18 protein-coding genes are annotated in these 16,353 nt (G+C 62.8%); 7 read left to right on the top strand and 11 right to left on the bottom strand.

The window, feature by feature from the left end; translation table 11 throughout:
- Positions 1-27 precede the first annotated feature (27 nt).
- The 5 genes from KCG88_RS13720 to KCG88_RS13700 form a co-directional block, all read right to left on the bottom strand.
- Positions 28-963 carry a glutathione S-transferase family protein gene (locus KCG88_RS13720; protein ID WP_047284029.1) on the bottom strand — a complete coding sequence of 312 codons (936 nt, stop codon included), beginning with the start codon at positions 961-963 and terminating at the stop codon, positions 28-30.
- A gap of 88 nt (positions 964-1,051) precedes the next feature.
- Positions 1,052-1,372: a GIY-YIG nuclease family protein gene (locus KCG88_RS13715; RefSeq protein WP_210712549.1), complete on the bottom strand. Its 321-nt coding sequence runs from the start codon at positions 1,370-1,372 to the stop codon at positions 1,052-1,054.
- 54 nt (positions 1,373-1,426) lie between these two features.
- Complete coding sequence (locus KCG88_RS13710; protein WP_047284027.1) at positions 1,427-1,897, bottom strand: nuclear transport factor 2 family protein; 471 nt, start codon at positions 1,895-1,897, stop codon at positions 1,427-1,429.
- Between the two features lie 99 nt (positions 1,898-1,996).
- Positions 1,997-3,268: a CynX/NimT family MFS transporter gene (locus KCG88_RS13705; RefSeq protein WP_047335765.1), complete on the bottom strand. Its 1,272-nt coding sequence runs from the start codon at positions 3,266-3,268 to the stop codon at positions 1,997-1,999.
- Positions 3,269-3,281: 13 nt separating this feature from the next.
- Positions 3,282-3,941 (bottom strand): FadR/GntR family transcriptional regulator, encoded by a 660-nt coding sequence (locus KCG88_RS13700; protein ID WP_210712548.1) that lies wholly within the window; start codon positions 3,939-3,941, stop codon positions 3,282-3,284.
- A gap of 165 nt (positions 3,942-4,106) precedes the next feature.
- On the opposite strand from KCG88_RS13700, the gene KCG88_RS13695 reads away from it, so the two are divergent.
- Together KCG88_RS13695 and KCG88_RS13690 are read left to right on the top strand one after the other, a co-directional pair.
- Positions 4,107-4,418: a type II toxin-antitoxin system MqsR family toxin gene (locus KCG88_RS13695; RefSeq protein WP_210712547.1), complete on the top strand. Its 312-nt coding sequence runs from the start codon at positions 4,107-4,109 to the stop codon at positions 4,416-4,418.
- The gene (locus KCG88_RS13690) at positions 4,415-4,897 is read left to right on the top strand and encodes a type II toxin-antitoxin system MqsA family antitoxin (protein ID WP_210712546.1); all 483 of its coding nucleotides are present in this window, start codon (positions 4,415-4,417) and stop codon (positions 4,895-4,897) included. The genes KCG88_RS13695 and KCG88_RS13690 overlap by 4 nt, the downstream gene beginning before the upstream one ends.
- Positions 4,898-4,962: 65 nt before the next feature.
- Here KCG88_RS13690 and KCG88_RS13685 read toward each other — a convergent pair whose 3' ends face one another.
- From KCG88_RS13685 to KCG88_RS13670, 4 genes are all read right to left on the bottom strand, one after another.
- Positions 4,963-5,727: an amino acid ABC transporter ATP-binding protein gene (locus KCG88_RS13685; RefSeq protein WP_011059402.1), complete on the bottom strand. Its 765-nt coding sequence runs from the start codon at positions 5,725-5,727 to the stop codon at positions 4,963-4,965.
- 10 nt (positions 5,728-5,737) lie between these two features.
- Positions 5,738-6,835, bottom strand: a complete 1,098-nt coding sequence (locus KCG88_RS13680) for an amino acid ABC transporter permease (protein ID WP_047335762.1) — start codon at positions 6,833-6,835, stop codon at positions 5,738-5,740.
- Between the two features lie 10 nt (positions 6,836-6,845).
- Entirely contained in the window at positions 6,846-8,027 is a 1,182-nt protein-coding gene (locus KCG88_RS13675) for an amino acid ABC transporter permease (RefSeq protein WP_210712545.1), read from the bottom strand.
- Between the two features lie 65 nt (positions 8,028-8,092).
- Positions 8,093-9,121, bottom strand: a complete 1,029-nt coding sequence (locus tag KCG88_RS13670; RefSeq protein ID WP_047284021.1) for an amino acid ABC transporter substrate-binding protein — start codon at positions 9,119-9,121, stop codon at positions 8,093-8,095.
- Between the two features lie 473 nt (positions 9,122-9,594).
- Between KCG88_RS13670 and KCG88_RS13665 the strand changes: the two genes are divergently transcribed.
- The 5 genes from KCG88_RS13665 (at position 9,595) to KCG88_RS13645 (ending at position 14,817) form a co-directional block, all read left to right on the top strand.
- A complete protein-coding gene (locus KCG88_RS13665) occupies positions 9,595-10,251 on the top strand; it encodes an alpha/beta hydrolase (protein ID WP_047284020.1) in 657 nt (218 codons plus the stop codon).
- Between the two features lie 97 nt (positions 10,252-10,348).
- Complete coding sequence (gene rhlB, locus KCG88_RS13660; RefSeq protein WP_015634252.1) at positions 10,349-11,845, top strand: ATP-dependent RNA helicase RhlB; 1,497 nt, start codon at positions 10,349-10,351, stop codon at positions 11,843-11,845.
- 141 nt (positions 11,846-11,986) lie between these two features.
- A complete protein-coding gene (locus KCG88_RS13655; protein WP_210712544.1) occupies positions 11,987-12,940 on the top strand; it encodes an ornithine cyclodeaminase family protein in 954 nt (317 codons plus the stop codon).
- A 34-nt stretch (positions 12,941-12,974) separates the two neighbouring features.
- The gene (locus KCG88_RS13650; protein WP_047335760.1) at positions 12,975-14,114 is read left to right on the top strand and encodes an FAD-binding oxidoreductase; all 1,140 of its coding nucleotides are present in this window, start codon (positions 12,975-12,977) and stop codon (positions 14,112-14,114) included.
- 73 nt (positions 14,115-14,187) lie between these two features.
- Complete coding sequence (locus KCG88_RS13645) at positions 14,188-14,817, top strand: transcriptional regulator (RefSeq protein WP_047284017.1); 630 nt, start codon at positions 14,188-14,190, stop codon at positions 14,815-14,817.
- A gap of 93 nt (positions 14,818-14,910) precedes the next feature.
- On the opposite strand, the gene KCG88_RS13640 is transcribed toward KCG88_RS13645, so the two are convergent.
- Both KCG88_RS13640 and moaE read right to left on the bottom strand, forming a co-directional pair.
- Positions 14,911-15,687 carry an ABC transporter substrate-binding protein gene (locus KCG88_RS13640; protein WP_019094752.1) on the bottom strand — a complete coding sequence of 259 codons (777 nt, stop codon included), beginning with the start codon at positions 15,685-15,687 and terminating at the stop codon, positions 14,911-14,913.
- Positions 15,688-15,900: 213 nt separating this feature from the next.
- Complete coding sequence (moaE, locus tag KCG88_RS13635; RefSeq protein ID WP_047284016.1) at positions 15,901-16,353, bottom strand: molybdopterin synthase catalytic subunit MoaE; 453 nt, start codon at positions 16,351-16,353, stop codon at positions 15,901-15,903.

Here is a 16,353-nt window from a genome sequence, read left to right as displayed (position 1 = left end):
TGGCAAGCCAGCTCCTACAGGTGTGGATCACTGCGCCTGGATGCGAAAGCCCAGCCGTGGGAAGTGCACGTGGACCACACCGGCGCGTGGATCTTCACGGCGCAGGATCAACTCCTCAGTACCGGCGAACAGCAACTCGCCCGCCACCGGGTCGACACCATAGTCAGTGGCGGCAATCACCACCTGCTGGCCCGCCTTGAAGCCGTTGGGATCGACAAACCGCTCATCCGGCAGCGCCGCCGGGGTAGCGCTGCGCGAGACCTCAAGGGCCTCTTCGGCGCTCATCTCGGTGAAGGAGCCATGGCCAAAGCCCAGTACCCGCGCCAACCATGCAGATACCGCCGGATACTCGTCCACCAGCGGCGCAGTCACCGGCGTGCCCTTGAGGAACCACAGCGGGTGAGCCAGGGCGATATCGGCAATCGACGGCTCGCCAAACAGGAAGTCCCCCGGCTCGCGCTGCAACTGCTGCTCCAGACGCGCCATGAGGGTTGGCCACTGATGCTTGGCCACCTCCAGAGGCAGCCGGCTGGCGCTGCCGCCACTGAACAGTCCGGCACGGTCGGCCATGAAGGCCTTGACCGCTTCCGGCGGCAGCTTGCCAAAGCGCACGGCCGCCGATTCGGGCTGGAACACCAGGGTTACCGCATGCTGGAACACTACCGAATCAACCCACGCGGCGAAGGTCGCGCTGATCATTTCCTGGCCTTCGGGAAACAGTGCCGGTGAGGCTTTTTCCTGCTCCAGGCGCCGGGCGATCAAGGCCGTGTCGCAATAGATATCCGCGCCGATCTGCAACACCGGGGTCTTGCGATAGCCGCCGGTCAGGGCCGTGAGATCAGGCTTGGGCATGACCGGGGAGATCTTCACGGAGCGCCAGGACAGGCCCTTGAAACCCAGGAGCAAGCGGGCTTTTTCCGCGAATGGAGAAGTTGGGTAATGGTGCAGGATCAACTCTGACATGCTGGGGTCCGCCACAAGAGGGAGAGCGCTGAAGCTTAGCGTGCAATCCGTGGACGGCCTACAGATCCAGCTGATGAGAACCTATCAGTCAGATTGATGCCGTGGCGCTGGCCGTAGCCACCAGGCATTCCTTCGCGCTCTTCCTGAGCTTCTTGATCAGCCGCTCCTGGCGCAGGGCTTCGCCCTTGTCGCGGCAGGCCTCGGTATAGACCAGCGCCACCGCTGGGCTGGAGAGAAAGAAACGCGCGCCCTTGCCGCTCTGGTGCTTGGCGAAGCGCTTCACGGGGTCGTCGCTGATGCCGCAGTACAGAGCGCCGTTGGCCGCGCGCACCAGGTACACGAACCAGGGCTTGGCATCGGTGGCAGGCTGCGCCGTTTCGGCACTGGAGGATGAAAGAGGGCTGGTCACAAAAGGTATCGAGGCCTGTGGATAACAAGCCGCGATCTTAGCAGAGGATGGCTTTCAGCGACCGCTCTGGAAGGCCTTGAGCCCCTTGCGCGCCTGGGCTCGAACAGCATTCCTGAGCAGCGGCGTCCAGCCCAGCAGCAGGCCCTTGGTGCCCAGGGCCTGGCGCGCCCAACGCCACATGTCGAACTGATCGTGGTGCTCGCAGATCTTGCCGTCGCGAAACACGAACCGGGCCTGGATATCGTTGACCACCGTGTTGCCGGTCTGGCTGAACAGGTAAGTGGCAACCCAGTGCGCGCTACCGGAGTTCGAGTCGGCACGCACCTGATCAAACGTCAGGGAAAAATCCTTGGCACGGGAGGTGAGCATGCGCCACATATCGCCGGCATCACGCCCACGCAACTGGCCGAACGCCGGGTCACTGAACAGCACATCCTCGGTGTAGCAGGCGCTCATGGCCTCGGCATCCAGGCGCTGGAAAGCCTGATAGAACTCGGTGATCAGGGCACGATGGGCATCACTCATGAACGGACTCCGAAAGGGCAAGGGGGATGCAGCACAATAATCCGCAACCCCGGCGAACACTATCGGCATTTACCGGGCAAATACCGCAAGCAAGGCCCGTCAGATTCTCTCGCTCTGCACCTGCACATGCAGCGAACGACCGGCGCCCAGCCCGGCGATGATTGCACCGCAGCCCAGCACTGCGAAAATCCAGCCCACAGCATTCCAGCCCCCGGTCCAGTCGTGCACCAGGCCCACCGCAAACGGCCCCATGGAAGCCAGGGTGTAGCCGATGCCCTGGGCCATGCTCGACAGGTTGGCCGCCACATGGGGGTCCCGGGAGCGCAGCACGATCAGGGTCAAGGCCAGGCTGAAGGTGCCACCCTGCCCCAGGCCCAGCAGGATCGCCCAGCCCCACAGGCCCTCGATGGGCGCGTACAGGCAACCGAACAGGCCGCCCAGGGTCATCAGCATGACAATCACGATGGCCAGGCGCTGGTCCTTGCCCCGGGTCGCCAGCCAGGGCGCCGCCAGGGAGCTGGCCAATTGCACGATCACCGAACCGGACAGCACCAGCCCGGCCTGGGTCGGGGTCAGCCCTCGGCCGATCAGGATCGACGGCAACCAGCCAAACACGATGTACGCCAGGGAGGATTGCAGGCCCATGTACAGGGTTACCTGCCAGGCCAGGCGGTCCCGCAGCAGACCACGCACGCGAAAGGCCACATGGTGAGCACCGTGCTGGTGCCCGACCTGTGGCAACCAGAACAGGGCCGCCACCAGCGCCGGCACCACCCAGAAGCCCAGGCCCATGGCCCAGCTGCCCCCGAAATGCTGGCTCAGGGGTACCGTGGCCCCCGCCGCCATCGCCGCCCCCAGGCACAGGGCCATGGTGTAGACCCCGGTCATGGTGCCCGCGTGCCGAGCGAAGTCACGCTTGACGATGCCCGGCAGCAGCACCCCGATCACGCCGATGCTGGCCCCGGCCAGGACGCTCCCGGCAAAGACGCCGAACTCACCGAGCGAGCTGCGCAGCACAATGCCCAGGGCCAGGGTCAGGAGAATCCCCAGCACCACCCGCTCGGCACCGAAGCGCCGGGCCAGCAGCGGCGCCAAAGGCGCGAACAGCCCCAGGCACAACACCGGCAAGGTGGTCAGTAACCCCGCCTTGGCCGCCGACAGGCCCAGGCTCTGGGATACGTCACTGAGCAGTGGCGCCATGCTCGACAGTGCCGGACGCAGGTTCAGCGCCACCAGAATCAGTCCCAGCAGCAACAGCCAGGGCCGGCGCAAGGGTGCAGGGGCCTGCTGGACTTGTTCGTCATCGGCCTCGGCGTCGATCAACAATTCTGGAGGCGACGGGGTGTTCGGAGGGGCCTGGTGGTTGGACATAAAGGTCTCGGATTCAGGATTCGTTGATCAACTGGCGTGAAAGGTTCTTGGCCCGCTCGGGGTCGCCTTGCTCGATGGCATCCAGCAGGTGCTGATGGAGATCGAAAACGTCCTGGCGACGCGGAGTCAGGGTCAGGGTCTGGCGCAACTGGGCGCCGACCACGCTGGAGAAATAGCGATACAGCTGGCTGAGGGTCGGGTTGTGGGCGGCGTCCACCAGGCGCTGGTGAAACACCAGGTCGCAGGCGATGTAGCTTTCCAGGTCGCCATGAAAATGCCCGCTGCTGGTCTGCAAGGCTTGCTTCAGGGCCTGCAGGTCCTCGTCGGTGCGGCGCAGGGCCGCCAGGCCGACTGCCTCCACTTCAAGGATCTGCCGGGTTTCCCGGGCCTGTTCCAGGGAGCACTGGGACAGGGCCTGGAGCATGTCCAGCGGATCGGCCACCGCTCGCAGGTAACTACCGTCACCCTGGCGGATTTCGATCAGCCCGGAAAACGCCAGTACCCGCATGGCCTCGCGCACGGTGTTGCGGCTGATGCCCAGCTCACTGGCCAGTTCCGGTTCGGTGGGCAGGCGTTGGCCCACGACCCAGGCGCCATTGGTGATGCGCAGGCGCAGTTGCTCCAAGGCCTGGTCGACCAGGGAACGTTTGATCAGGGGGGATATTTCGCTCATTGAACTCACTCTTTCATCCAATCATCGGATGAATTGCCTGGCATGGTATTCAGACCTTTCGCAGAGTTCAACGTTTTAGGCTGGAGCAGGCACTTTCGCCATTTCAAACAGGTCTTGACAAAAAACCCTATAAGGGTAATTTCGATCAAGCCTCAAGGGTGTCTTATGGAAAAGAAAACACCTCACCATGACCTGTCGCTGATCAAGGCGCAGGTCGCTCGGCAAGGAGCACAAGCCTTCACTCGAAGCGCATTGCGCTGGGGCAAGGAACTCGGATTGTCCCTGGCGGCCATGCAACGAGTGATAGCCGGACTCCAGGGCAGCCTGTTCTACAAATCGATGACCACCTATAGCGATCATCGGCTGTGGCAGGGCGTGTATTACACCCGCACCGATAACTGGGCGCTCTACATCAAGGTCACTTACCGCCCCGGCGCAGGGCCTCCCGTGATCTCCTTCAAGGAGGCAGAGACATGAAACGGCAACAATGCTACAGATGCGGCGCTCCCACCGGCATGCTGGCGTTCGAGCAGCGCAGCGAGCTCATCGACTATCGGCACCTGCAGCGTCACCTCCATGGCCTGGCGGGTTGGGAATGCCAGGAGTGTGGTGAAATCGAATTCGACGCCGCCAGTGCAGAACGCTACACCGCCGCGGGCGACCAATTGCTGGAGGAGTACCGGCAGAGCGTCGCCGCCGACATGAAGCGCATCCGCCGCAAGCTGCACCTCTCGCAGAAGGAAGCGGTCAAACTGCTGTCCGGCGGCGGGCACAATGCCTTTTCCCGATACGAGCGCGGCGAAGTCGGCGTGCCCCAACCGCTGTACGTGCTGATGCACCTGCTGGACCGTCACCCACGGTTGATGAAGGACGTACTGGCCCTTGGCGAGCCACGGCTGGCGCCCTCGGCCTTGAGCGACCAACCCGAACCACAGCTCGGCGCTGCTGGCAGTTGAACGCCGGGCAAAAATAAACCCGGAGCCAGTCCGGGTTTATCGTCAGCGCAGGCCCCTCTGCAGCATCAATGCAGGATCTGGCTCAGGAACAGCTTGGTGCGATCGTTCTGCGGGTTGTCGAAGAAGTCGTTGGGTGCCGCCTGCTCGACGATCTCGCCCTTGTCCATGAAGATCACCCGGTTGGCCACGGTGCGGGCAAAGCCCATTTCGTGGGTCACGCAGAGCATGGTCATGCCGTCTTCGGCCAGGCCGATCATGGTGTCCAGCACCTCCTTGACCATCTCCGGGTCCAGGGCCGAGGTGGGTTCGTCGAACAGCATGATCTTGGGCTTCATGCACAACGCACGGGCAATCGCCACCCTTTGCTGCTGGCCGCCGGAGAGCTGGCCCGGGTACTTGTTGGCCTGCTCCGGAATGCGCACCCGCTCCAGGTAATGCATGGCGATTTCCTCGGCCTTGCGCTTGGGCATCTTGCGTACCCACATCGGCGCCAACGTGCAGTTCTGCAAAATGGTCAGGTGCGGGAACAGGTTGAAGTGCTGGAACACCATGCCCACTTCCCGGCGGATGGCCTCGATCTGCTTGAGGTCGTTGGTCAGTTCCACGCCATCCACCACGATGCGCCCCTGCTGGTGTTCTTCCAGGCGGTTGAGGCAGCGGATGGTGGTGGACTTGCCCGAACCCGAAGGCCCGCACAGCACGATGCGCTCACCTTGGCGGACGTTGAGGTTGATGTCCTTCAACACGTGGAACTGGCCGTACCACTTGTTCACACCCTGCATCTGAATAATGCCTTCAGGGCCCACAGGCTTTTTGCTCGCTTGACTCATGGAGGTACTCCTAACGCTTGTGGCCTGTGTCCAACTTACGCTCCAGGTGCATGGAGTAGCGGGACATACCGAAACAGAAAATCCAGAACACCAGGGCCGCGAAGACATAGCCTTCGGTGGCCATGCCCAGCCATTTGGGGTCGGCGGCGGCCTGCTTGACGCTGTTGAGCAGGTCGAACAGGCCGATGATGATCACCAGGCTGGTGTCCTTGAACAGGGCGATAAAGGTGTTGACGATGCCGGGGATCACCAACTTCAGGGCCTGGGGCAGAATCACCAGCCCCATGGCGCGCCAGTAGCCCAGGCCCATGGCCGCAGCCGCTTCGTACTGGCCCTTGGGAATGGCCTGCAGGCCACCGCGTACCACCTCGGCCACATAGGCCGACTGGAACAGGATCACCCCGATCAGCGCCCGCAGCAGCTTGTCGAAATTCATGCCTTCGGGCAGGAACAGCGGCAGCATCACCGACGACATGAACAGCACGGTGATCAGCGGCACGCCGCGCCAGAACTCGATGAAGGTCACGCAGACCACGCGGATCGCCGGCAGGTTGGAGCGCCTTCCCAATGCCAGCAGGATTCCCAGCGGCAGTGCCCCGGCGATGCCCACGGTGGCGATCACCAGGGTCAGCATCAGGCCGCCCCACTGGCTGGTGGCGACATTGCTCAGGCCCAGGTAGCCGCCGTGCAACAGGCTGTAGGCAATGATCGGGTAACCCACCAGAAAGCACAGCCCGTAGATCGCCTTGCGCGGGAAGCGCGAGATGAACAACGGTGCGGCACCGATCACCGCCAGCCACACGGTCAGGTCTACCCGCCAGCGCAGTTCAACCGGGTAGTAGCCGTACATGAACTGGCCGAAGCGTTGCTGGATGAACACCCAGCAGGCGCCCCCCCTGGTGCAGTCGGCGCGGGTGGTACCGACCCAGTTGGCGTCGAGAATCGCCCAATGCAGCAGCGGCGGCACCACCAGGTAGATCAGGTAGAAGGCAAACAGGGTCAACAGGGTATTGAGCCAGTTGGAAAACATGTTGGCGCGTATCCACGCCAGCACGCCGATACTGCGGCTGGGCGGCGGCATATCGGGCTTGAAGGTATGAGTCGTCATGGGCGCTTCCTCACCGCTCGATCAGCGCAATGCGCTTGTTGTACCAGTTCATCAGCAGGGAAATGCTGATGCTGATCGCCAGGTACACGCTCATGGTGATGGCAATGACTTCGATGGCCTGTCCGGTCTGGTTGAGCACCGTGCCGGCGAACAGCGAAACCATTTCCGGGTAGCCGATACCGGCGGCCAGGGACGAGTTCTTCGCCAGGTTCAGGTATTGGCTGGTCAGCGGCGGAATGATCACCCGCAGGGCCTGGGGAATGATCACCCTGCGCAGGGTCGGGCCGTTGCGCAGCCCCAGGGAGCGGGCCGCCTCGGTCTGGCCGTGGCTCACCGACTTGATCCCGGACCGCACGATCTCGGCGATGAACGCCGCGGTGTAGACAGTCAGGGCCAGGGTCAGGGCCAGCAGCTCGGGAATCAGCACCCAGCCGCCGACGAAGTTGAACCCCGCCAGCTTCGGCATCTCCCAGTGCACCGGCGAGCCAAAGATCAGCGTGCACAACGCGGGAATCACCAAGAACAGGCCCAGGCCGCTCCAGAACTTGTGAAAAGGCACGCCGGTGGCTTCAAAACGCCGGTTGGCCCAGCGGCACATCAGCACGATGGCGCCGATGGCCAGGACCAGGCTTGCGACAAACGCCCAGAAACCGGGGGCCATCTGCGCCGCCGGCATGTTCAGGCCGCGGCTGCTGACGAAGAACATATCGCCGAAGTTATGGCTGTTGCGCGGCCCCGGCATGGTCAGGAATACCGCGAAGTACCAGAACAGGATCTGCAGCAGCGGCGGAATGTTGCGGAACACTTCCACATACACCGTCGCCAGCTTGCTGATGATCCAGTTCGGCGACAGCCGCGCCACACCGATGATGAACCCCAGCAGGGTCGCGAGGATCACCCCGATAAAGGTCACCAGCAGGGTATTGAGCAGGCCGATGACGAACACCCGGGCATAGCTATCCGCTTCGGTGTAGGCAATCAGGTGTTGCGCGATGCCGAACCCGGCGCTGCGCTCGAGAAAGTCGAAACCCGAGGTGATCCCTCGGTGCTGGAGGTTGGTCTGCGTGTTGTCGAACAGAAACCAGCCCAGCGAAACCACCGCCACCAGGGTGATGATCTGGAACAGCCAGGCGCGCACACGGGGATCGCTGAGGCTGAGCCTCTGCTTGGGTGCGCCGATTGTATTTTGCATGAAGTGCCCCAGGAATAATGGAACAGAACATCACCCGGCGGTTGGCCCGCCGGGTGATAGAACCATCAGCGCACAGGTGGTGCGTATTGGATGCCGCCGTTGTTCCACAGCGCGTTCAGGCCGCGGTCGATGGCCAGTGGCGTGCTCTTGCCGAGGTTTTTCTCGAACACTTCACCGTAGTTACCTACTTGCTTGACGATCTGCACTACCCAGTCCTTCGGCAGTTTCAGGTCTTTGCCGTATTCACCGTCCGCGCCCAGCAGACGTGCAACATCAGGGTTCTTGGTGGATTTGGCTTCAGCCTCGACGTTCTTCGAGGTGACACCCGCCTCTTCGGCGTTGAGCATGGCGAACAGGGTCCACTTGACGATGCTGAACCACTCTTCATCACCCTTGCGCACCACCGGGCCCAGGGGCTCCTTGGAGATGGTTTCCGGCAGTACGACATAGTCGGTGGGGGTTGCCAGCTTGCTGCGCTGCGCGTAGAGCTGGGATTTGTCGGAGGTCAGCACGTCGCAACGCCCGGACTCCAGGGACTTGGCGCTTTCATCTGAGGTATCGAAAGTGATCGGGGTGTATTTCAGACCATTGCCGCGGAAGTAGTCCGACACGTTCAGTTCGGTAGTGGTACCGGCTTGAATACAGATAGTCGCACCGTCCAGCTCTTTGGCGCTTTTTACACCCAGCTTGTTGTTCACCAGGAAACCGATGCCGTCGTAATAGGTGACGCCGGTGAACACCAGGCCCATGCCCGCATCGCGGGAACTGGTCCAGGTGGTGTTGCGCGACAGCACGTCGATCTCGCCGGACTGCAGCGCAGTGAAGCGCTCCTTGGCATTCAACTGGCTGAACTTGACCTTGGTCGCATCGCCGAACACCGCAGCAGCCACCGCGCGGCAGACGTCGGCATCGATGCCGAGGATCTTGCCGGTGGCATCCGGTACCGAGAAGCCCGGCAAACCGTCACTGACGCCGCATTGCACGAATCCTTTCTTCTGTACTGCATCGAGGGTCGCACCCGCCTGTGCGAAACCGCTCATACCCAGCACCGTTGCTGCCGTGACGGCAGCCAGGGTGGATTTCAACATCTTCATTCAAACCTCCAATTTTGCTCTTGTTGTGTCGGAGCTTGAGTCCTGCCGCGCCCTTATGAGGCACTGACCCGTGTAGGCTTTTTTATGGGGTCAAGCGGCGTAAGACCTTAGCTATGAGTCTAGTAGGAGAAATCCACGTAATAGGGGACCTACATCTCACCAATCGGCCGAACGGGCTGTAGCCCTTCGCAGTTCGCAAAGCCCGTAGCGGCCAGTGGCGAACCTTCATCAGAGGAGGCTGGCTATCCCATCGCCTGCGGTAGCCTGTTAGTGTTACCGCCGGCGGGCAGGGCTTTCACCCGGGCTCCTCTTTCTGAGCCATAGCAAAGCCCGTACCACAGTCCCGGCTAAAGCGTTTCAGCCGCTGATCAACAGTAAAACGTTCAACCGTGCGACATCTTCTTCACCGATCAACCGGGCGCGCCCTTCCCTCACGCACACAATCAGCGCGCACGCACATAAATGGAGCAGCCATGACCGAGCCCTTGATTCTTCAGCCCAGCAAGCCCGCAGATGCCTGTGTGATCTGGCTTCATGGCCTGGGAGCGGACCGTTACGACTTCCTGCCAGTAGCCGAAATGCTGCAGGAAACCCTGCTGAGCACGCGCTTCGTATTGCCCCAGGCACCGACCCGGGCAGTGACCATCAATGGCGGATATGCCATGCCCAGCTGGTACGACATTCTGGCCATGAACCCGGCCCGCGCCATTAGCCGTGAACAGCTTGAAGAATCGTCTGACGAGGTCATCAGACTGATCGAAGAACAACGCACCAGCGGAATAGACGCATCGCGAATTTTCCTCGCCGGTTTCTCCCAGGGTGGCGCCGTTGTACTGCACACCGCCTTCCTCAAATGGCAGGGTCCATTGGGTGGCGTACTTGCCCTGTCCACCTATGCCCCGACCTTCAGCGATGAACTGCAACTGTCGGCCAGCCAACAGCGGATTCCGGTGCTTTGCCTGCACGGCCAGTACGACGAAGTGGTGCAGAACGCCATGGGCCGTACCGCTTATGAGTACCTGAAGCAACATGGTGTCACCGTGACATGGCAGGAATACCCAATGGAACACGAGGTGTTACCAGAGGAAATCCGCGACATCGGCTCCTGGCTGAGCGAGCGCTTGCGCTAGAAAATCCGCGCGCCGCGCCCCCGGTGAGCAACAGACTACGCCGCGCCCGTTTCTTGCATTACACTGGCCGGCGTACATTCCTTAACCAATTGATGAGATGACCGTGCTCAAAGCACTCAAGAAAATCTTCGGTAAAAGCGAGGCTGAGCCGCTCGCGCCAAGCCCCAGTGCCCCCTCCCCCAGTTCCAGCAGCCGTCATGACGGCCGTCAGCCGGAACGGAGCGCACCCGCTACCGCAGCTAAAAAAGAACCGGTGAACACACCGGCCACCCCTTCCGCTCCCAAAGCCCCACGCCAAGAGAAGCCCAAGGCCGAGCAACCCAAAGCCGAGCAGCCGCGTCGCCCGCGCGCGCCGAAACCGCCGGTCAGCACCTGGAAGCTCGAAGACTTCGTGGTCGAACCCCAGGAAGGCAAGACCCGCTTCCACGACTTCAAGCTCGCTCCGGAACTGATGCACGCCATCCAGGACCTGGGCTTTCCCTATTGCACGCCAATCCAGGCCCAGGTGTTGGGCTATACCCTGGCGGGCAAGGACGCCATCGGCCGGGCCCAGACCGGTACCGGCAAGACCGCCGCGTTCCTGGTGTCGATCATCACCCAGCTGCTGCAGACCCCGCCGCCCAAGGAGCGCTACATGGGCGAACCACGGGCGCTAATCATCGCTCCGACCCGGGAGCTGGTGGTACAGATCGCCAAGGACGCCGCGGCGCTGACCAAGTACACCGGCCTCAACGTCATGACCTTCGTTGGCGGCATGGATTTCGACAAGCAGCTCAAGCACCTGGAAGCCCGCCACTGCGACATCCTGGTGGCCACCCCGGGCCGTCTGCTGGACTTCAACCAGCGCGGCGACGTGCACCTGGACATGGTCGAAGTGATGGTGCTGGACGAAGCCGACCGCATGCTCGACATGGGCTTCATCCCGCAGGTACGTCAGATCATTCGCCAGACCCCGCCCAAGAGCGAGCGCCAGACCCTGCTGTTCTCCGCCACCTTCACCGAAGACGTGATGAACCTGGCCAAGCAATGGACCACCGACCCGGCGATCGTCGAGATCGAAGCCGAGAACGTCGCCAACGCCAACGTCGAACAGCACATCTATGCCGTGGCCGGCGCCGACAAGTACAAGCTGCTGTACAACCTGGTCACCGACAACGGCTGGGAACGGGTGATGGTCTTCGCCAACCGCAAGGATGAAGTGCGACGCATCGAGGAACGCCTGGTACGCGATGGGGTGAACGCCGCCCAGCTGTCCGGCGACGTGCCGCAGCACAAGCGGATCAAGACCCTGGAAGGCTTCCGCGAAGGCAAGATCCGGGTCCTGGTGGCCACCGACGTGGCCGGCCGCGGCATCCACATCGACGGCATCAGCCACGTGATCAACTTCACCCTGCCGGAAGTGCCGGACGACTATGTGCACCGCATCGGCCGGACCGGTCGCGCCGGTGCCGACGGCGTATCCATCAGCTTCGCCGGCGAGGACGACTCCTACCAGCTGCCATCGATCGAAGCCCTGCTGGGCCGCAAGATCAGCTGCGAAATGCCGCCCGCCGAACTGCTGCGCCCGGTGGAGCGCAAGCGCCCGCAAGCCTGACGGCCGGCGCTCGCGCAGCGCCCCCGGCAACCTGAAGAAACGCAGCCCGACCACAGGCTGCGTTTTTTTTCGCCTGGATATTGCCCACAATAACTAAAAGTCCATAATAGACAAATTAGTTTAATTCCTGGGAGTCCTTGCATGTCCAGCACGCCTTACGTGATTGCCCGCCCCGAGGCCCGTCAATTGCTCGAACGCATCGACGTGCCGCAGATCCTGCGCAAACTGTTCCGTGACCTGGCTGCCGGGCTTGCCGTGCAACCGGCACAACAGCTGGTGGAGTTTCCCCAGGGGGCCGGCGACTTCATCAATTACCTGGGGGTGCTGGCTGAAGATCGGGTGTACGGGGTCAAGACTTCGCCCTACATCGTCCGCACCGAAGGCGCACTGGTCACCGCCTGGACGTTGCTGATGTCCATGGACAGCGGCCAGCCGCTGCTGCTGTGCGACGCCGCCGAACTGACCACCGCCCGTACCGCCGCCACCACTGCAGTCGCCGTGGAGGCACTGGCCATGCCCGAGGCCCGGCACCTGACGATCATCGGCAGCGGCGCGGTGGCCCAGGCGCACTTGCGCTATGTGCAGGGCCTGCGCCCCTGGCAGAGCATCCGCCTCTATTCCCCGAGCCTGGCGAACAAGCCCGCCGCGGAGCTTGCCCACTTGCAAGCCCTCGACCCGCGCTTGCAACTGGTGGCCCGGCTTGAAGACGCCACCGAAGGCGCCGACGTGATCATGCTCTGCACCTCGTCCGCCGGCCCCGTGCTGGATCCGAGCAGCCTCGGCAAGCCGGCGCTGATCACCTCCATCAGCACCAATGCGCCACGGGCCCACGAAGTGCCGCCCGCGGCCCTGGCACAGATGCAGGTCTACTGCGACTACCGGCGCACCACGCCGGGCTCGGCCGGCGAGATGCTGATTGCCGGCCAACAGCACGGCTGGGACAGCGCGGCGATCCTCGGCGACCTGCCGGAGCTGCTCAGCGGCCAGGCCCGGCGCCCCAGCGCCGAGCGCCATGTGTTCTTCCGCTCCATCGGCCTGGGTCTGGAAGACATTGCCCTGGCCAATGCCCTGTACCACTTGCAACGCCAGCCATAAGCACCCGTCACCTGTATTTTTTGCGGAGTTATCAATGACCCAGGCAGATTTCATCATCATCGGCGGCGGTATCGCCGGGGCCTCCACCGGCTACTGGCTGTCGCCCCATGGCCGGGTCATCGTGCTGGAACGCGAGTCGCACCCGGCCTATCACTCCACCGGCCGTTCCGCCGCGCTCTACACCGCCGCCTATGGCACCGCCCAGGTGCGAGCCCTGACCCTGGCCAGCCGGGCCTTCTTCGACCACCCGCCAGAAGGTTTCTGCGAACACCCACTGCTGACCCCACGGGGTGAAATGACCGTGGACTTCAACGGTGACCCGGCCGAACTGAACAGCCAATACCTCAGCGCCAAGGCCTCGGTGCCGGAGATGCAACTGCTCAGTGCAGACGAAGCCTGTGCACGCCTGCCGATCCTGCGCCGTGAAAAGGTCCATGGCGCCCTCTACGACCCCAGCGCCAGCGATATCGACACCGACGCCCTGCACCAGGGCTACCTGCGGGGCATCCGCCGCAACCAGGGCCAGGTCTGCACAGACCACGAAGTGCTGGGGATCGAGCGCGACAGCCAGGGGCAGTGGCAGGTGCGAACGGCCGGTCAGACCTTCAGCGCGCCGGTGTTGATCAATGCCGCCGGGGCCTGGGCCGACCACATCGGCACAATGGCCGGAGCCCGCGCCCTGGGCCTGCAGCCCAAGCGCCGCGCGGCTTTCATCTTCGCCGGCGCCGAAGGCCTGGACTTCCACCACTGGCCAATGCTGGTGAGCCTGGACGAATCCTTCTACATGAAGCCCGACGCCGGTATGTTCCTCGGCTCGCCGGCCAACGCCGACCCGGTCGAACCCCACGATGTGCAACCCGAAGAGCTGGACATTGCCCTGGGCATCTACCAGATCGAAGAAGCCACCACCCTGAGCATCCGACGTCCGACCCGGACCTGGGCTGGCCTGCGCAGCTTTGTCAGCGACGGCGATCTGCTGGCCGGCTTCGATCCCCAGGTGCCCGGCCTGTTCTGGGTCGCCGGGCAAGGCGGCTACGGCATCCAGACCTCGCCGGCCATGGGCCAGGCCAGCGCCGCCCTGGTGCGAGGTGCCCCCTTGCCGGAACACCTGACCCGCTTCGGCCTCACGCCTGCCATGCTGTCCCCGGCCCGCCTCGACCGAACCACCGGTTGAGGCGCCCCCAACGATTGCGGCACACTCCCAGCGCCCGCTGCCGGCGGGCACTGAAGCTGCCTGGAGTACGACCATGACCTCACCTGCAAAGGACCCTGCCCTGGACAATTTCCGGGCGATTGCCGATGCCATTGCCACCTTGTTCTTCCCCCATGCCGAGGTGGTGCTCCACGACCTGCGTACACAGAAGATCGACTACATCGCCAACAACCTGTCCAAGCGCGAAGTGGGCGACGATGCGGCCCTGGAAGACCTGCTCAGCGGCGACAGCGACGAACGCAATATCGGCCCCTATGAAAAACTCAACTGGGACGGTCAGAAGATCCGCAGCCTTAGCAGCGTGCTGCGCGACAGCCAAGGCCAGCCCCAGGCGGTGCTGTGCATCAACCTGAACATCTCGCTGCTGGAAAATGCCAAGGCGGCACTGGACCTGTTTCTGTCGCCGAGCAAGCTGATTCCCCAGCCCGACTCGCTGTTTCGCGATGACTGGCAGGAGCGGATCAACACCTTCCTGCACAACTGGCTGCGCGAGCGCCAGCTGGGGCTGAACCTGCTGACCCGCGATCACAAACGCGAACTGGTGCTGGCGCTGCACGCCGAGGGCGCCTTCAAGGGCAAGAGCGCCTCCAACTACGTGGCCAACGTGCTGAACATGGGCCGGGCGACGGTGTACAAGCACCTGAAGGAATTGAAGGGCCAATAAAGGTTCGCGAGCAAGCTCGCTCCTACACGGCTTGCACCACACCTGTAGGAGCCAGCGCGCTCGCGAAGACGCCCTCAAGAATGCCGCAACGTCTCAATCCCCATAGATATCCGACTTGAAGTACTTGGCCTGGATCTTCTGATATTCACCATTGGCCCGAATATCATCGATGGCCTTGTTCAACTCGCCCACCAGTTCACTGTTGCCTTTGCGCACGGCAATCCCGGCGCCCTCGCCGACGTACTTCGGATCTTTGAGCTCAGGCCCGACAAAGGCGTAGTCGGCCCCCCGGGGCATCGACAGAAAGTCGGCCAGCGGAATGCTGTCGGCAAAGATCGCGTCCAGGCGCCCGGCCGCGAGGTCCATGTAGATCTCTTCGTTGTTGCTGTAGCGCACCACCTTGATGCCCTTGGGTTCGAACACCTCGGTGGCATAGCGGTCGGTGGTGGTGGAGCGCTGCACGCCCACGGTCTTGCCCTTGAGGCTGGCGTACTGGTCGTCCACCTCGGCGCCCTTCTTCATCACCAGGCGCGACGAGGTGAAATAGTACTTGTGGGTGAAATCCACGGATTTGCGGCGCTCGGCGGTAATGGTCATGGAGGACAGCGCCGCGTCGATCTTCTTCACTTTCAACGAGGGAATCAGGCCGTCGAACTCGCCCTCGATCCACTCGCACTTGACCTGCATCTGCGCGCACAGGGCATTGCCGATGTCGTAGTCGAAACCACCGATCTTGCCCTCGGCGGTCTTGAAGGCAAATGGCGGGTACGCCGCCTCGATGCCCAGGCGCAGGGTCTTTTCGGCCGCGAACAGGCTGCTGCACGCCAACAGGCTCAAGGCCAGGCCACTGATGAGGGGGAGTTTTTTCATGTTCGTTCTCTCGCGGGTTGTTGTTGGTTTGGCAAGACAGAAAGAAGAGGAGAAACAGGCGACGCTTTATTTGTACTTGTTAATCCATACTGGACTTTTATGTACATATCGTCAACGACGCGAACAGGTGCATTTCCCCAATGGTCACTGGGGAAATGCACACTCGCTTGAGGGGATCAGCAGGCTGCCTGCCCTGGACGCTGCCTCAGGGGGTCAGGCTTTCCAGCGCTGCGCCGCCGCATGGTCGCTGTCGCGACCTTCGACCCAGCGCGGGCCGTCGGCGGTGTTTTCCTTCTTCCAGAAAGGCGCCCGAGTCTTCAGGTAATCCATGACAAAGGCGCAGGCCTCGAATGCCGCCTGGCGATGGGCACTGGCGGCACCGACAAACACAATGGGCTCGCCCGGCTCCAGGGCGCCGATGCGGTGCAGCACTTCCAGTTGCAACAGTGGCCAGCGCTGCTCGGCTTCGGCGGCGATCTTGCCCAGGGCCTTTTCGGTCATGCCCGGGTAGTGCTCAAGAAACATGCCATGGACATCCTGCCCATCATTGAAGTCGCGCACGTAGCCGACAAAGCTGACCACCGCGCCCACCCCGGTATCGGCGGCGTGCATGGCGTTGACTTCGGCGCCGGGATCGAAGGCCGCGGATTGCACACGGATCGCCAT

This window comes from Pseudomonas sp. MWU349, from assembly GCF_017947325.1.
GTDB lineage: Bacteria > Pseudomonadota > Gammaproteobacteria > Pseudomonadales > Pseudomonadaceae > Aquipseudomonas > Aquipseudomonas protegens.
Note: the sequence above shows the minus strand (reverse complement) of the source record. Positions and strands in the feature narration are given on the sequence as shown.

Excerpts from the sequence above, each read along its gene's own strand:
- KCG88_RS13690 (WP_210712546.1), top strand. The coding sequence starts at position 4,415 with ATGAAACGGCAACAATGCTACAGATGCGGCGCTCCCACCGGCATGCTG.
- moaE (WP_047284016.1), bottom strand. The coding sequence starts at position 16,353 with ATGGCGATCCGTGTGCAATCCGCGGCCTTCGATCCCGGCGCCGAAGTC.
- KCG88_RS13670 (WP_047284021.1), bottom strand. The coding sequence starts at position 9,121 with ATGAAGATGTTGAAATCCACCCTGGCTGCCGTCACGGCAGCAACGGTG.
- KCG88_RS13655 (WP_210712544.1), top strand. The coding sequence starts at position 11,987 with ATGTCCAGCACGCCTTACGTGATTGCCCGCCCCGAGGCCCGTCAATTG.
- KCG88_RS13695 (WP_210712547.1), top strand. The coding sequence starts at position 4,107 with ATGGAAAAGAAAACACCTCACCATGACCTGTCGCTGATCAAGGCGCAG.
- KCG88_RS13650 (WP_047335760.1), top strand. The coding sequence starts at position 12,975 with ATGACCCAGGCAGATTTCATCATCATCGGCGGCGGTATCGCCGGGGCC.
- KCG88_RS13680 (WP_047335762.1), bottom strand. The coding sequence starts at position 6,835 with ATGACGACTCATACCTTCAAGCCCGATATGCCGCCGCCCAGCCGCAGT.
- KCG88_RS13720 (WP_047284029.1), bottom strand. The coding sequence starts at position 963 with ATGTCAGAGTTGATCCTGCACCATTACCCAACTTCTCCATTCGCGGAA.
- KCG88_RS13685 (WP_011059402.1), bottom strand. The coding sequence starts at position 5,727 with ATGAGTCAAGCGAGCAAAAAGCCTGTGGGCCCTGAAGGCATTATTCAG.
- KCG88_RS13700 (WP_210712548.1), bottom strand. The coding sequence starts at position 3,941 with ATGAGCGAAATATCCCCCCTGATCAAACGTTCCCTGGTCGACCAGGCC.
- KCG88_RS13705 (WP_047335765.1), bottom strand. The coding sequence starts at position 3,268 with ATGTCCAACCACCAGGCCCCTCCGAACACCCCGTCGCCTCCAGAATTG.
- KCG88_RS13645 (WP_047284017.1), top strand. The coding sequence starts at position 14,188 with ATGACCTCACCTGCAAAGGACCCTGCCCTGGACAATTTCCGGGCGATT.
- rhlB (WP_015634252.1), top strand. The coding sequence starts at position 10,349 with ATGACCGTGCTCAAAGCACTCAAGAAAATCTTCGGTAAAAGCGAGGCT.
- KCG88_RS13665 (WP_047284020.1), top strand. The coding sequence starts at position 9,595 with ATGACCGAGCCCTTGATTCTTCAGCCCAGCAAGCCCGCAGATGCCTGT.
- KCG88_RS13710 (WP_047284027.1), bottom strand. The coding sequence starts at position 1,897 with ATGAGTGATGCCCATCGTGCCCTGATCACCGAGTTCTATCAGGCTTTC.
- KCG88_RS13675 (WP_210712545.1), bottom strand. The coding sequence starts at position 8,027 with ATGCAAAATACAATCGGCGCACCCAAGCAGAGGCTCAGCCTCAGCGAT.
- KCG88_RS13640 (WP_019094752.1), bottom strand. The coding sequence starts at position 15,687 with ATGAAAAAACTCCCCCTCATCAGTGGCCTGGCCTTGAGCCTGTTGGCG.